This window comes from Desulfosporosinus sp. BICA1-9 (genome assembly GCF_000802135.1).
The window spans coordinates 67,286-82,637 of record NZ_JUEE01000046.1 but is presented as its reverse complement, the minus strand read 5'-3'; the positions used below and the strand labels follow the sequence as shown (position 1 = coordinate 82,637).

Below are 15,352 nucleotides of genomic sequence, written 5' to 3'. Positions count from 1 at the left end.
GAAAATTCCTCCTTATAGTTCTTCCGGTAGGCGTCGGAAATTGATCACGAGATCAAAAAGCCCAAACATGATAATGCTGACAATCGTAAAAAAGAAATAAATAAAGCTAGAAATAATGATTAACCATTTAAGGAATCTTGGGATTTTGGGTGATTTTAAGATATGCAGATAGACAGCTGTGCCTAGAACCAACGTTAAAGCGCCGTAAACAACCATGAGATTAATCCCCAGCCCTCGAAAAACCGGCCAAGCAAAGTAATCCCCTAAAAGATAGCAAGCAATACCTAATACCGCACCCCAGACTGCATACCAAGGCAGACGCCAGTGCGTAAACGGGATCCATCCTCCCTCGTCCTTAAGCCATCGTCTCATAATGTAGTATACAAATCCAAACTCAACTATAGCAATTATTGCAGAGATACCTGGGCTGACTAACATATAAAATTGAATTACTTGTTGCAATACATCTCGAATCTGCTCCTCTGTAATCCCTTGTTGTTGCATCAATACCAGTAATCCGGAATCTTGATATTGCTGAACTGTCGAATTAATCAGATCACCAACAGTCTTAGCATCAAATCCTTGCATTACATAGGAGAGAGAAGGTAAAGCTCCTATAATTGCCGCTAAGGCAGCACCCCAAAAAAAAGTTACGCGTACTGGCCAACGCTTCTGCCAACCAAGAACACCCAGCAACCCTGCCAAAGGTACAAATCCCAATTGATTAAGTGCTGATACTCCAAAAACAATTACTGCTGCAAGATAGCCAATCAAGAGAAACCCTACCGCTCTGGGCAACCCTCTACGTAGTCCAACTAAAAATACTGCGAGTAACATCAGTGCTTCCCAAAGAAATCCCCAGGTTCCCAAAACAATCCCCACCCAAGGAAATGTCAATAGAATCGCCCCTGCCAAATAATCCTGAGCCAATTCATCACTAATAAACATTTTTTCCGATCTCCTATATGCTTAATCTTCAGGGGCAAGGTAACTCAAAAGCAAGCTGAAATCTCCCCACTGCTTTTCAAGGTTCATTTCATCGGTGTTTTTTAGACCCTCTAAGCGTTGGAGAAGCATGCGATCGAGTCGTGAAAAGTCAAACCCCAATCGCCTTGCTAGCAAATAACTCATTCCTACTAGATCCGCCAGACCCTGAATCATCTCATCCTCTGAGCCACTCAGAGTCCCATGTTGGATAAGCCACTGAGCCTGAATTAAATTTACCTTAAGTTCATCAATGGCCCTTAGACCCTTAACGACATCAACTTCAATATTTTCCAGGAATGACCCCTCCTAAACTCTATTATTTATCTCCACTCATGATCTTAAAAAATTGGCTACACTATCAGACTACTGTTCGTGATTACCATACCATTCTCCTGCACCTTCGTCCTATGAAAATTTAACCATGGACGACCTTGCCCAAAATTTATACGTTCTACTTCGAAAAATAGCTCATTTTCATCCATAAGTGGTCCGCGGATCGGAAAATAGAAAAAGGGAGCTTTGCTCCCTTTTTCTTACTCTACGCTATATGGTAACAAGGCTATGCTACGAGCACGTTTGATGGCCAAGGTCACTTGGCGCTGATGCATTGCGCAGTTTCCAGAAATTCGACGTGGTAATATCTTGCCACGATCTGTAACATACTTTCGCACTTTATGTGTCTCTTTGTAATCCATAGACACAACTTTATCGACACAAAAACTACATACCCGCTTACGAGGGCGACGTCCGCGTTCACGTTTCATACTAATTCTCCCCTTCCCCTATTAGAATGGGATGTCATCATCCAAATTTACTTCATGTCCAAACGAGCTGTTTCCGCCTGGAGATTTTGATTCTGTGTTTACGCCTCCACCGTCTTTCGGACTTAAGAAGCGAACATCTTCAGCAATAACCTCTGTAACCCAGCGTTTTTGACCGTCTTGTCCAGTATACGAACGTACTTGAATTCGACCATCTGCAGCCGCGAGTTTCCCCTTCGACAAAAAATTGGCACAGAGTTCGGCAAGCTGCCGATAAACTACGCAATTTATAAAGTCGGTATCTCTTTCTCCTTGGGCATTTTTATAATTGCGGTCGATCGCTAACGTAAAATTAGCGACCGCTACACCATTTGGCGTGTAGCGCAATTCGGGGTCCTTCGTTAAACGGCCTATCAAAACGACACGATTCAACATATGCGCCCCTCCGTCCTTCTAGTCATCTTTTCTAACGGTTAGGAAACGGATTACATCATCAGAAATCTTCATAACCCGTTCAATTTCTTGGGATGTACGACCTTCGCCATCAAAGTTCATCAGGATATACTGGCCTTCTTTGTAATCTTCAATTTCATAGGCCAATCGACGCTTGCCCCACTTTTCTACCTTTAAGTTTTCTCCGCCATTGCTGGCTACGAGCCCACCTAAACGTTCTACCAGTGCAGTAGTTGTCTCTTCATCCAGATCTGGTCGGATGATATACAGTATTTCATACGCTTTCATATTTGCACCTCCCCTCGGACTAAGCGGCCCCGATCAACGGAGCAGGGATATTTATACTAACAAGCTAAAATTATACCATTGTGTTCCTTAAAATGCAAGCTTTAAACATTAAAACGAAAGTGGACAATATCACCATCATTCATAATATACTCTTTACCTTCCAAGCGAACTAATCCTTTATCCTTAGCACCGCTCATACCGTTGAATTCTACGAAGTCCTTATACGAAACCACTTCAGCTCGAATAAATCCATGTTCAAAATCTGTATGGATGGTCCCGGCTGCTCGAGGCGCCTTAGTCCCTTGATAAATTGTCCATGCTTTTACCTCTATCGGACCCGCAGTAAAGAACGTCATAAGGCCCAATAAATGGAAGGCAACCCGAATCAAACGATCTAGTCCTGACTCCTCGAGTCCTAAATCCTGTAAAAATCCTTCTTTTTCATCTGGCTCAAGTTCGGCAATCTCAGCCTCAATCTGCGCACAAACTACGACGACTTCGGCACCCTCTTCAGACGCTATCTCTTTAACCTGTTGAACGTAAGGATTGTCAGAGGCTGTGGAAAGACCATTTTCACTGACATTGGCAACATAAAGCACTGGTTTCAAGGTTAAAAGCGAAAACCCCTTTAGAATCTCTTGTTCCTCATCCGAAAAGGTCAACGAACGAGCCCCTTTTCCTTGATTAAAGACCACCTTTAAGCGCTCCAAAAGGGCCACTTCAAGATGGGCCTTTTTATCACCCGTCTTCAAGAGTTTCGAAGTACGTTCTGCCCGTTTCTCCACACTCTCCATGTCTGCCAAGACCAGCTCTAAGTCTATTGTCTCGATATCTCGCTTAGGGTTAACATTACCCTCAACATGGATTACGTTCTCATCTTCAAAACATCGGACGACATGCACAATGGCATCCACTTCTCGGATATGGGATAAGAACTTGTTACCTAGCCCCTCGCCTTTGCTCGCTCCCTTGACAAGACCAGCAATGTCAACAAACTCAACGGTTGCCGGAACAATCTTTTTAGGATTTACCATATCGGCAAGTTTTTGCAAACGGGAATCAGGCACTTCAACCATCCCAACATTTGGATCAATCGTGCAAAATGGGTAATTTGCCGCTTCTGCACCCGCTTGAGTGATTGCATTAAACAGCGTTGATTTACCGACATTTGGCAAACCAACGATTCCTGCATGTAATGTCATGGTGTTACCTAGTTAAGAAAACCTGGACAAACCTAACCTTATCCTTTCACACTTTTTTTGTATATTCTCCAAGTTTTAAGGCTCTTATCATTAGATATTAAGCACTATTTTATATAGACAAGCTACCTCACCGATTATAAGTGATTTTCTCCCATTAATCCAGATTATTTTCATCTACCCGATGTAAAATCTCCTTTAAATTGCGTTCGAGTTTGACTCTAGGAATCCAAGCTTGATGTTGACAGCCTAAACATTGGATCCGAAAATCCATCCCCGTCCGCATTACTTTCCAATCTAGGCTTCCACAAGGGTGCGGTTTACGCAGACGAACAATATCCCCTACTTTCAATGGAATCATCGGTTGCTACCTCCCTCTTAATCGATGCGCGAAGTTCGAGGTTCGAAGGTTCGAAGCCCGACTATTGCTCATCACGTCAGACTTCGCATGTCGCACATTACTTAGACCCAACTTCAATAGTTTGTTAATTATAAGGCCATTACTTCATAGGATCCGTCAAAATAAAATTGTTTAGGTTTGGAGTCCGAATTCCTTCTTTCAAAAACTCCCTATGTATTTGAAGGCGAAGTTCTCGTTCCAAGCTCCATTGTTCATTGGGCTGGGTATAAGCAATAACTCGCAAGACGGCAGTTCGTTCCCCGAACTGAATTACTCCCTGAACAGAAGGAGCATCAATAATCTTCTCCCCGAACTCTATACTAACCTTCTCACAGACTGAATGCATTACTTCCATTGCTCGATCATAGTCTTCATCATAAGGCATCTGAATGTCAACTAATGCCCTCATTTTACCACGGCTGAAATTGGTGACGGCGGTTATACTGCCATTGGGAATTATGTGCAGTTCGCCACCCCAGTCTCTGAGGTGTGTCGCCCTGATTCCTGTCTCTTCGACAATTCCAGAGAATTCTCCGGCCTTTACATATTCACCAACGGAGAACTGATCTTCGAATAGGATAAAGAAACCGCCGATCACGTCTTTAACCAAACTTTGCGATCCAAATCCTAAGGCAACTCCCAAAACACTTGCCGAGGCTAAGATTGTCCCGGTATCAAAGTTAAAAAGACGTTTAAGGCTGTGCAACAATACCGTAAAAGTGATCAAATAAAAGGACATACTTCGGAGAAGGGAAAATATCGTATTCGCTTTACGCTCATCCAGAAGATGTTTCCCTTTTCTCTCAACCAGTAGACGACGAAACGTATAAATTAATAAAGCGTAGATCAAACGAGCAAAGATCAATATTGTTACAATATATACCAAGGTGTTAAACGCTGTTGTACCTAATCCATGCCAGTCATAATAGCCGATTTTTTCCTGTATCCACGTAACATTCATAATAGTAGTCGTCCTTTACAAAAAATCTATCGCTTACTTTAGATCGTTCAATTGCAAGATCAGTTGTTGTAGTTTTCTTCTTCTAAGATTGAATTATGTGCTAAAACCAATCTCCTTTGTCCAATGTTAGAGGATCAAGTAAATTTTGACGGAGTTGAGCCGAAAATATTTGATCTAATCCATTGAAAATTCCCACTAAATATGGATAAAAGTATGAGTTTTGAATCAGCACATTATAGCTTTGTCCTACACCCAAATTCAAGAGAGGAGAGAACAATCCTGCCAAAACAGACAAACCAATCAAAGAACCTAACCCACCGAACAATAGTCCTCCTCCGCGATTTAAAGACCCTCTCCAGCTGCCAAATGGACGAAGTAAAATTGCGCACCCTAGTTGAAATATAAGTACAACGGTGTAAAAAACAACTCCAAAAGCGATCAGATTTAAAATTCGCTCAGTAAGCACCCCCGCCAAATGATGGCTTACTTGTTCTATTGTTTGTGGCATTGGTAGACTTGGAAGATTCGATGAGGAAAAGAAACTACGTAATTCTGGGGGTAATGAGCTCAAGATACTTCCTAAAAACTGTTGTTGAAGTGTATCAGCTTTAGACTGAACAGCGGGGAGGACCACTCGAAAAATTACAGGTTCGAGCCATTGTTGAAGGGGAAAATATTGCTCTACCCAACGAAGAGCGGCTTTGTATTGCCAAACGGCGACTAAAAATCCAGCTATACCACTCAGGAAGTTGACAATGCTAGTCAGTAAACCCCTTTGATAGCCTCGTAGAGCACCTAACAAAATAAACCCGAGAATGAGAACATCTAGAAGATTCATGTAGTCCCCCCTAATAACGATGTACGAAGTTCGAGGATCGATGCCAGAATTGAAAGTTTAGCCTCCGGCTAAAAAGATAAGTGGTTTAAAGATTTTTGCTTTGACTTCAATCCATTGTCCAGTATTTCTTCAAACCATTTAGAATAATCATATTCGGGTTAGACCCCCAGAAATCCTGCTGGATAAGTCGTTCGCCGTGTTAACTGTCTCAAAGCATCCCAATATGTCAAAAGGCAGCTTCACGCTGCCTAGAATAAACAAATAAAACTTATTTTTAGATTAAATTTCATAAACCTATTTACTGATCAGACCCGAAATGTACGCTTCGCCATATTCGAACCTCGAACCTCGAACCTCGAACCTCGATTTTGGCGGGGATGCGTGAGAATCGAACACACCTCGGAACGTTCTGCGTCCCGACACGCGGATTTGAAGTCCGGGAGCAGCACCAGCCACCATCCATCCCCATTCAATTAATAATATATTAACACATTCATTATAATTATGGAAGTAAATACAGTCAAAATATAATCTAAACAATAAATTGTGCATAGATTGCTATCCAATTGTACAGAATATTAATGTTACATAATTTTTGTTAAATAAATGAGTATGTCCCAGAAAGGAGAATACCAAATGGATACTTCTAAGATTAAATTTTCTAATTTAACAAACGATCAACTTCAAGAAATTCAAGCCCTAGAATCAAGAATCAATTTATCTAAAACTGAGGGGCCAGAAACGATTTTAATCGCTTATGCAACTCCCAAATAAATTCACTATTAAAAACTAATATGTTCCCTTAATCTATTTGGTATAGTGTAAGCAGCTTCCATCTAAGAATTGTTCAACCATATTATTTAATTCTTCCTCTCGCATAGTTAACTGTAGAAATTGATATTGAGCTTGCATTAACCCTTTAGCGCATTCAATTGCGAGGTCCGTTAAATGTGTGCAGCCCTCTTTTAGTCCGACCGCCATTTGTATTTGTTTGCGAACATTTTTATTTAGGTTAATGCCGATAAGTTTTTTTATGTGTTCTTTTGTCAACGCACAATCTGTATGCGGAAAACGTCGAAAATCACCATCAGCTGAAGTAATGGTATTGCTCTCTATGTTTACTTTGATCGATAAACAGAGTTCATGATGACTGTCTAGAAAAAATCCATCCACCATTAGCGTTGTTCCCTCATCTACTAAGCGGACATTCACAGATATAGATCGATTAAAAAGGTACATTATATCCCCTCGTTTTCCTAGCATACCGAATACTATAGTTGTCTTGTATTATTATATCTCAATCTACCAATAAAGAAAGTCCGTGAATTATCATTCAGGACTTTCTTTATTAGCTGATATCCTATACTTAGGGCAACTAGGTCAAATAACAATCCCTAACCCGGAAAAGCGCTTTAACCTTGAGTTAGGCTATAACCTAATTATTAATTCTTAATGTTATATCCTTTTTCTTCTAACGACACTTTTGCCTCGTTTACTTGTTCTCCATTAAGGTGAACGAGAAACTGTATATGATTATCTTTTTGATGATAAAAAGCAAAACTAGTTACATCGACGTCAAAATGCTTTATTGTAGTGGCGATGTCTAACAAAACTCCGATTTTGTCTTTTGCTTCAATTACAACACGTTCACCAGGACTTCGTGATCCCATGATATCTAAAAATGCACCCAAAATATCATATCCCGTGATAATACCTACCAGTTTACCCTCTTCAAGCACTGGTAATCCTCCGATTTTATGTTCCCGCATTAATAAGGCTGCATCCTCAATCCGCGTGTCTGGGTGACAGGTCACTACTTTTTTCACCGCTACTTCACGAATTGGGGTTTTAGCTATGAGGTAATTAAGTTCAAAGATACTTAGAGTCGTTGCTGGTGAAGGTGAGACCTCCCGTAAATCCCCATCTGTTACAAAGCCCACTAGTTTGCCCTTTTCCAGAACCGGTAATCGGTCGATCTTTTTCTCTCGCATGAGGGCTAGAGTATCTGCGATCGACTCATCCGGGGACACCGTAAAAACCTGAGATGTCATAAATTGGCGAACATACATTTTTTCCTTACCCCTTTCTCCATCAAAGTTAAGCCTATAAAGTAAACTAGGTTGGCGCTAGGAGGGAGAAAAGCTGCCAATATGGCCAACCAAAGCTCTACTTACTGAATACACATGTCTCAGAAATATATGCCTTATCCCCGGTCTGCAGACCTCCTACCCTTTCAGGGGCGAGGTCTTATCTCCGGTCTGCGGACCTCCTACCCTTTCAAGGGCGAGATCTTATCTCCGGTCTGCGGACCTCCTACCCTTTCAGGGGCGGGATCTTATCCCCCTAGGTAGGCCTTTCGAACTTCTTCGCTGGCCGCTAATTGTTTTGAATCTCCAGAAAGAACTATCTTTCCTGTCTCCAATACATAAGCCCTATTGGCGATTGATAAGGCCATATGAGCATTCTGCTCCACTAGTAAAATTGTTGTTCCGCTTGCATTAATCTCTTTGATAATTGAAAAGATCTGTTTAACTAAAATAGGTGCTAATCCCATTGAAGGCTCATCGAGAAGCAGGAGCTGAGGCTTGGACATCAGAGCCCTCCCCATGGCAAGCATTTGCTGCTCTCCGCCTGACAGTGTACCTGAAATCTGACTTTTACGCTCTCCAAGGCGAGGGAACAAACCATAGACACGTTCAATATCTTGTTTGATACCCGCATTATCTTTACGCAAATAGGCTCCCAGTTCTAAGTTTTCAATGACGGTCATATTAGCAAAGACACGTCGACCTTCAGGAACCTGTGATATTCCTTTGGCCACAATGGATTGGGGAGGTATGCTTGCTAAATTCTCTCCATTAAAGGTTAATTTACCCGTTTTTGAGCGCAACAATCCGGAGATCGTCTTGAGACTTGTGCTTTTCCCTGCGCCATTTGAGCCAATAAGGGTTACAATCTCTCCCTGATTTACCTGGAAGGAAATTCCTTTAAGGGCATGAATGGCTCCATAATAAACATTAACATCTTCAAGTACAAGCATCAGACGACAACCTCCTCTCCTAGGTAAGCCTCAATGACTTTAGGATTATTCTTTATTTCATCAGGTACCCCCTGCGCGATAATCATGCCATAATCTAAAACGTATATGCGTTCACAGACACCCATGACTAAGGACATATCATGTTCAATTAAGAGGATCGTTAACTTAAACTCCTCCCGAATCCACCGAATAAGATTCATAAGGTCATTCGTCTCCTGGGGATTCATGCCGGCTGCCGGCTCATCTAATAAGAGAAGCTTTGGCTCAGTTCCTAAGGCGCGGGCTATCTCTAAGCGACGTTGCTCTCCATACGGTAGATTCTTCGCCGTCTCTTCTGCTTTATCTTCAAGATGGAAAATTCTCAACAAATCCATGGCTTTTTTCTGTATCGTTTTTTCACCCATGTAGAAACTAGGAAGTCTTAGTAGCGCACTAGTCGTGCTATACGCAGCACGTTGGTGGTATGCAATTTTTACATTATCAATAACACTTAAATCGCTAAAGAGACGGATATTTTGAAACGTCCGTGCCATTCCCAGATGAGTAACCTGATAAGGTTTAAGTCCACTCACCTCTTTACCCTGAAAAATCAAGTTTCCTTCGGTCTTGTCATAAACACCCGTCAGTAAATTGAAGACTGTAGTTTTTCCTGCACCATTAGGGCCAATTAAACCAACTAATTCTCCTTCATTAATCTCAATATTTAAATTTGATACCGCTTTTAAACCGCCAAAAGACTTAGAAAGATTATCAATTTTCAGAAGCGGCATTATTTATCACCCTTCTTTCCCAGGAAATTCAAGCTGAATTCTTTCGTGCCGAATAATCCGGTCGGTCTAAAGATCATCATCCCTATCAATAGTACGGCTATTATAACCATACGCCATTCCGGAACACCTGCTAGAAGTGCCGAAACCAAGGTCATAACAATCGCTCCCGCAATACCTCCCGTAATGCTCCCCAAGCCACCGAGGACTACCATAACTAAAATATCAATCGACTTTAAAAACGAAAAGGTCATGGGTTGAATGATATACATGTAATTCGCGTAAATTCCGCCAGCTACACCGGCAAAAAAGGCTCCCATTGTAAAAGCCATAACTTTATATTTTGTGGTATTGATGCCCATAGATTCCGCGGCGATCTCATTCTCCCGAATAGAGATACATGCTCTACCGTGAGTGGAGCCCACAAAGTTTTTCATTAAAAGGACACTCAAGACCATCAATACAAAAGCCCAAGTCCAGGTTATTCTACTCGGTAAAGTGAATCCGGATGCTCCACCAACCAATTCCATATTTAGAAAAACAATCCGCACAATTTCTCCGAACCCTAATGTTGCAATAGCAAGATAGTCCCCTTTAAGGCGTAGCGTAGGTAGCCCAACTAGGAGACCCACCAAGGCAGCCACAATCGCTCCAGCTAAAATGCCTAAAATCAACGGCCCATGCATGATTGCAGTAATAATCGCCGAAACATACGCCCCAACAGCCATAAACCCAGCATGTCCAATCGAAAATTGACCGGTTATTCCGTTGATCAGATTTAAGCTAGTAGAAAGAATAATATAGATACACATGAGGATTAACGTCAACTTATAGAACGGAGGCATAATATCTGTCATAATCAGCCCTTGAACAACAGCATATATAAGAACAATCCCTAACAACATCACTAGATTTTTGCGGTTGAACCAGTTGCGCATTTTCCTCACCTACACTTTCTCACGTACATTTTTACCGAAAAGTCCGCTGGGTTTAATAATTAGGACAAGTATTAAGATTAGGAATGCAACGGCGTCCCGCCAAGTTGAAGCGCCTAAACCACTCACAATTGACTCGATTAGACCCAACATCAAGCCTCCGACCATCGCGCCAGGGATAATCCCAATTCCCCCTAATACTGCTGCTACAAAGGCTTTCAGACCAGGAACAAGTCCCATTAAAGGATCGATCGTATTAAAATAGACACCCATTAGGACACCGGCAGCAGCCGCTAAGGCCGAACCAATGGCAAATGTGAACGAAATTATATTATTCGTGTTAATACCCATTAACAAGGCTGCATCTTTATCGAAGGATACTGCCCGCATTGCCTTACCCATTTTCGTATATTGAACCGTGAAATGCAGGAGACCCATGAGTATAATGGAAGTCAATAGCATAACAATATCACCATATTTAAAAATAACTCCGTAGACAGAATACATGGTTTCTGGAAAGACTGGGGGATAGGTACGGACTTGAGCAGATACAACTAACATGCCCCCATACTGTAAAAATAACGAAACTCCAATTGCTGTTATCAAAGCCGCAATACGAGTAGCATTGCGCAAGGGTTTATACGCAATACGTTCTATGACAACTCCCAAAATGGCAGCTACAATCATTGCAAAAAGCAGCGCTGGTAAAAACGGCAAATGCAAGACACTGGTCGCAAACCATCCAGCATACGCTCCTACCATCATAATTTCTCCATGCGCAAAATTGATTAATTTAATAATTCCGTAGACCATCGTATATCCCAAAGCAATGAGAGCGTAGATACTTCCTAACGACAATCCATTAATAATTTGCTGAAATATCTGTTGAATAATACTCTCCATGATCTCACTCCCTTTTCTGCTAAAACTTTCCAACATAGAAGAGAGAGGGTAAAACTGCTCCCTCTCTCTTTTTTACGGGATGGCCTAATAATAATCTAGACCGCAAAATAACTTATTCTTAGTTAAGATTAATGCTTTCCAAAGGTTGTGTAGGGTTTATTTCCCCTGATAACACATGCTTACGTTACTTGAATTTCGCCTAGTAATCGTCTTTGCCAATTATTACCATACCCAGATCCTTGGTTGTAAGATTGATCTACACGATTGTGTATTGTTAAACGACTATACTTTAACTAAAATCCTCTTTCTCTATTAAAGCCCCAGTCAAGGCTATATTGTAGCGACTGGGGCTCTATACTTATTAAAAACTGTCTTAAATTAGCTCTATGCTTATCTTAGCTATTGTACTAGTTTTAGTCAATACCTTGCCAAGCAACAATGCTATACATTTGTCTCCAGATTATGGATTTACATGTGTTAGCAGTGTTTTCTTACCATCGACCATTTTAATGATAACCGCACTTTTTACTGGGTTGTGAGTTGCAGGATCAACCGTGATGATACCCGTTACCCCATTAAAGTCCTTAGTATTTTCCAAAGCAGTTCTTAACTTTTCAGGATCGGTACTACCCGCCTTTTCGATTGCTGCAATAAGCAATTTAGCTGCATCATATCCGAGAGCTGCTAGAGCATCTGGCTCAGCATTAAACTTTGCTTTATAAGCCTCAACAAATGGCTTTGTGGCTGGATCTTCTGCCCACATGTGATTAACGAAATAAGTATCGTTGAGGTTTGCAGCACCAGCTAACTCTGGTAATTTCGCAGAATCCCAGCCATCTCCTCCGACAAAGGGAACTTTAATTCCTAATTCTCGTGCTTGCTTGACTATCAATCCGACTTCGTTGTAGTAACCTGGCACAAATACGACTTCTGGGTTACTTGCTTTGATCCGAGTTAGGGTAGATTTAAAATCTTTGTCCCCGCCGACATATTGTACAGTTTCGGTGATGCTTCCCCCAGCACCCTCAAGAACTTTTTTGAATTCCGCGGCTAAACCTTTAGAATAATCATCTTTCTGATCGATAAATAAGGCAGCCTTATTTACTTTGAGAGTGTTCAATACGAAATTAGCTGCAACTTTTCCTTGGAAAGGATCTAGAAAACAACTTCTGAAGACCCATTTATTGAGTGAACCATCTTTATTAATGGTAACTTCTGAATTTGTAGCCGTTGGTGTAATTAGAGGAATCTTGTTATCTGCTGAAACAGGTACTGCAGCCTTTGTATTTGAACTGGTAACAGCACCAAGAACAGCTACAACTTTATCTTGCGTAATAAGTTTGGTGATTGCAGCAGTTGACTCTCCAGCCTCAGATTTGTTATCTGCAGTGACGAATTTGAGCTGTTTTCCTAGGACTCCACCTTTTTTGTTTTGATCTTCAAAGGCTAAAGTGACAGAGTTTAAAACCGACTGTCCATAGGTAGCTACTCCACCGGATAACTCTAAGTTACCACCAATTTTAATTTCTGCAGACTCCTTCGGTGCTCCAGCACTACCACAACCTGAAACCAAACCCAACATTAGTAAAGCTGCACCTATTAATAACTTACTTTTTCTCATCTTTATTCCCCCACTTTTCTAAATTAGTTTAAAAACTATGTTCTTAATAATTCGTCAAAAACTTCTCTCTAATACACCTCCGATTTAAACAGAATCCAATGACCCAGACAACAAAAAAGCCCGGCATTGATACCCGGTTGACCCCAATGCACAGTTGTATAACAGTTGAGTGTCAGTTATGTGACAGTTATATGTCAGTTTTTGAAACAACTCCATTTCTGTTTATTCATTTTATAACTGTTGCACCATTGTGTCAATTAGGAAATTCTGTAGCATTACATTAATTAGATTTTAGTATTTCTTTCTCTTATCGCCGATTCGCCTCGTTATTTTCTGATTGTCAAAAAACTCAAGCAGTGGAACAGCATACTTTCGTGAAACACCCCACATTTCTCGCACTTCAGCCACTCCAACCTCGTTATGTGTCTGTAGAAACTCGATTAGACTATTTTTAGCCTGGTTAAGATCAGTATGCCTAAAATAGAATTGATCTATGTGTTCCCATTCTCCGATATCACACAAATATTGGGCATATTCTGGGGCTTGTACTTTTGTAATCCCACAGGCCTCTGCTGTTGTGCTGAGGTCAGGGGGTATGAGTGTTACACTTTGCCACTTTTTGCGTAAGGCATCTAAATCCTTAAGGATATGGGGAGGGATTTTTACCCCTTCATTGGTTTGGACCTTACTGCCGATAATTCGATAAAAACCTCGTACACTGCCAAGCTCTAGAATTGTTTGCCAACGTCTATTTTTCCAACTGATTCCCAGACGTGTTTTTAATTCTTCCCTGCTGATTCCTCCACGCAATGGGTTTGCAGCTTCGTGTTTTTTTACTACGTCGATTAATTTTAGACGCCATCCCTCTGCTGCTACCTTTCCCCAATAGAGAGGGGTATCATCTTCTTGCCATACTTCTAATCGGTTTGATTCCTCTAAAGATCTTAGACTTTCCTCCAATTCTAAAGGATTGACATGTAAGCGAGTTGCTAAATCTGCTCTAGTACGAGGTTCGTCCATTTCTCTTTCTAACAGATCAAGTGGATCCCCTTCGTCTTTAACTCTCATTTGGGCTAGTACGTTTTCCTTGAAACGTTTCTGCTTGAATTCTGCTATACCGAGTACTTTCCCACCGGCAATCGTATGGGGTGGAGAATAGAACCTCAGCACAAACCGATCCCCTGGTGCAGCTAAAACTTGTTCTTCCAAAAGAATCTGTGCAAACCCTTCTTTTCCTGGGGCCAGTTCCTTCTGATCTAGAAGATGTAACCTTCCGAGGATCTCCGTTGTTCCGAGATGAAATCGTACTCGTTGCCGTTGAGTTAAAGGTCTCTCTGCTGAAGGGAGGTTTGTAACCTTTAAATCCAAGATCTGTCCAACCTTAAAGGTGTTCGGCGTTACCAGCACTGAACCTCGCTCTATTTCTGTAACATCTACACCTGCAACATTGACTGCCACTCTTTGACCAGCGCCTGCAGACTTTGTTTTATTGTTATAGACTTGGATCGATCGAATTTTCGCTAAAATATGGTTGGGCTCAATTGCCAGCTCTTGTCCTAGCATTACTGTTCCACTATGAAGTGTTCCTGTCACAACCGTTCCGAACCCCTGGATACTAAAGATTCTGTCTAGTGGCATTCTGACCGGACCAATCGATTTCTTACTCTCTACCTCCGAGAGCAAATCATCAATCGTTTGACGAAGAACGGCAATTCCTTCCCCAGTCAGTGCGGAAACCGGACAAATTTTTGCCTTACTAAAAGCAGTCTCTTTCAGTCCTTCACGCACTTCCTCTTCCATCAGATCAAGCCAATCTTGATCTACGATATCAGCCTTATTTAACACAACAATCCCTCTGGGTATTCCTAGTAATGTCAAAATGTCTATATGTTCTTGGGTTTGTGGCATAATTCCTTCATCCGCAGCAATGACGAGTAATACAACGTCCATTCCACTGGCTCCTGCTAGCATCTGGCGTACAAACCGTTCATGGCCTGGAACATCCACGATTCCAACTTGTCGCCCACTGGGTAATGTCATATGAGCAAATCCCAGTTCGATAGAGATCCCTCGCTGCTTCTCTTCTTTTAGCCTATCCGTTTCAATGCCTGATAGAGCCCTAATTAGTTCAGTTTTTCCATGATCCACATGTCCTGCTGTACCTACTAAATAGTGTCGTTCATCCATTTTTGTTCCCCT

Annotated in this window: 18 protein-coding genes and 1 tRNA gene; 1 reads left to right on the top strand and 18 read right to left on the bottom strand. The window is 41.5% G+C overall.

Features of this window, described 5'->3' with window-relative positions:
• Positions 1–12: 12 nt before the first annotated feature.
• The 10 genes from JL57_RS06290 to JL57_RS33680 all read right to left on the bottom strand — a co-directional run bounded on the left by JL57_RS06290 (position 13) and on the right by JL57_RS33680 (position 6,354).
• On the bottom strand, positions 13–948 hold the full coding sequence (locus JL57_RS06290) for a DUF2232 domain-containing protein (protein ID WP_034141201.1): 936 nt from the start codon (positions 946–948) through the stop codon (positions 13–15).
• Positions 949–969: 21 nt separating this feature from the next.
• Positions 970–1,281 (bottom strand): MazG-like family protein, encoded by a 312-nt coding sequence (locus tag JL57_RS06285; protein WP_034141200.1) that lies wholly within the window; start codon positions 1,279–1,281, stop codon positions 970–972.
• A gap of 239 nt (positions 1,282–1,520) precedes the next feature.
• Positions 1,521–1,751, bottom strand: coding sequence for a 30S ribosomal protein S18 (gene rpsR, locus JL57_RS06280; RefSeq protein ID WP_034141199.1), 231 nt, complete (start codon positions 1,749–1,751; stop codon positions 1,521–1,523).
• Between the two features lie 21 nt (positions 1,752–1,772).
• Positions 1,773–2,183, bottom strand: coding sequence for a single-stranded DNA-binding protein (gene ssb, locus JL57_RS06275; RefSeq protein ID WP_034141198.1), 411 nt, complete (start codon positions 2,181–2,183; stop codon positions 1,773–1,775).
• Positions 2,184–2,201: 18 nt separating this feature from the next.
• Positions 2,202–2,489, bottom strand: a complete 288-nt coding sequence (rpsF, locus tag JL57_RS06270) for a 30S ribosomal protein S6 (RefSeq protein ID WP_034141197.1) — start codon at positions 2,487–2,489, stop codon at positions 2,202–2,204.
• A 101-nt stretch (positions 2,490–2,590) separates the two neighbouring features.
• Positions 2,591–3,691, bottom strand: a complete 1,101-nt coding sequence (gene ychF / locus JL57_RS06265) for a redox-regulated ATPase YchF (protein ID WP_034141196.1) — start codon at positions 3,689–3,691, stop codon at positions 2,591–2,593.
• 154 nt (positions 3,692–3,845) lie between these two features.
• Complete coding sequence (locus JL57_RS06260; RefSeq protein WP_034141195.1) at positions 3,846–4,049, bottom strand: DUF951 domain-containing protein; 204 nt, start codon at positions 4,047–4,049, stop codon at positions 3,846–3,848.
• A gap of 139 nt (positions 4,050–4,188) precedes the next feature.
• Complete coding sequence (locus JL57_RS06255) at positions 4,189–5,049, bottom strand: mechanosensitive ion channel family protein (RefSeq protein ID WP_034141194.1); 861 nt, start codon at positions 5,047–5,049, stop codon at positions 4,189–4,191.
• 100 nt (positions 5,050–5,149) lie between these two features.
• Entirely contained in the window at positions 5,150–5,887 is a 738-nt protein-coding gene (locus JL57_RS06250) for a CvpA family protein (RefSeq protein ID WP_034141193.1), read from the bottom strand.
• Positions 5,888–6,256: 369 nt separating this feature from the next.
• Positions 6,257–6,354 (bottom strand) — tRNA-Sec (locus JL57_RS33680).
• Between the two features lie 169 nt (positions 6,355–6,523).
• Between JL57_RS33680 and JL57_RS33675 the strand changes: the two genes are divergently transcribed.
• On the top strand, positions 6,524–6,661 hold the full coding sequence (locus JL57_RS33675) for a hypothetical protein (protein ID WP_291299764.1): 138 nt from the start codon (positions 6,524–6,526) through the stop codon (positions 6,659–6,661).
• 33 nt (positions 6,662–6,694) lie between these two features.
• Here JL57_RS33675 and JL57_RS06245 read toward each other — a convergent pair whose 3' ends face one another.
• The 8 genes from JL57_RS06245 to selB form a co-directional block, all read right to left on the bottom strand.
• A complete protein-coding gene (locus JL57_RS06245) occupies positions 6,695–7,126 on the bottom strand; it encodes a DUF2889 domain-containing protein (protein ID WP_034141192.1) in 432 nt (143 codons plus the stop codon).
• Positions 7,127–7,329: 203 nt separating this feature from the next.
• Positions 7,330–7,956, bottom strand: coding sequence for a CBS domain-containing protein (locus JL57_RS06240; protein WP_034141191.1), 627 nt, complete (start codon positions 7,954–7,956; stop codon positions 7,330–7,332).
• A gap of 266 nt (positions 7,957–8,222) precedes the next feature.
• Positions 8,223–8,927, bottom strand: a complete 705-nt coding sequence (locus tag JL57_RS06235; protein ID WP_034141190.1) for an ABC transporter ATP-binding protein — start codon at positions 8,925–8,927, stop codon at positions 8,223–8,225.
• Positions 8,927–9,697 (bottom strand): ABC transporter ATP-binding protein, encoded by a 771-nt coding sequence (locus tag JL57_RS06230; RefSeq protein WP_034141189.1) that lies wholly within the window; start codon positions 9,695–9,697, stop codon positions 8,927–8,929. Before JL57_RS06230 ends, JL57_RS06235 begins: the two co-directional genes overlap by 1 nt.
• Positions 9,697–10,632, bottom strand: a complete 936-nt coding sequence (locus JL57_RS06225) for a branched-chain amino acid ABC transporter permease (RefSeq protein ID WP_034141188.1) — start codon at positions 10,630–10,632, stop codon at positions 9,697–9,699. The genes JL57_RS06230 and JL57_RS06225 overlap by 1 nt, the downstream gene beginning before the upstream one ends.
• A gap of 9 nt (positions 10,633–10,641) precedes the next feature.
• Positions 10,642–11,532: a branched-chain amino acid ABC transporter permease gene (locus JL57_RS06220; RefSeq protein ID WP_034141187.1), complete on the bottom strand. Its 891-nt coding sequence runs from the start codon at positions 11,530–11,532 to the stop codon at positions 10,642–10,644.
• Positions 11,533–11,992: 460 nt separating this feature from the next.
• A complete protein-coding gene (locus tag JL57_RS06215) occupies positions 11,993–13,153 on the bottom strand; it encodes an ABC transporter substrate-binding protein (RefSeq protein ID WP_034141186.1) in 1,161 nt (386 codons plus the stop codon).
• A 291-nt stretch (positions 13,154–13,444) separates the two neighbouring features.
• Entirely contained in the window at positions 13,445–15,340 is a 1,896-nt protein-coding gene (selB, locus tag JL57_RS06210; protein ID WP_034141185.1) for a selenocysteine-specific translation elongation factor, read from the bottom strand.
• Positions 15,341–15,352 lie beyond the last annotated feature (12 nt).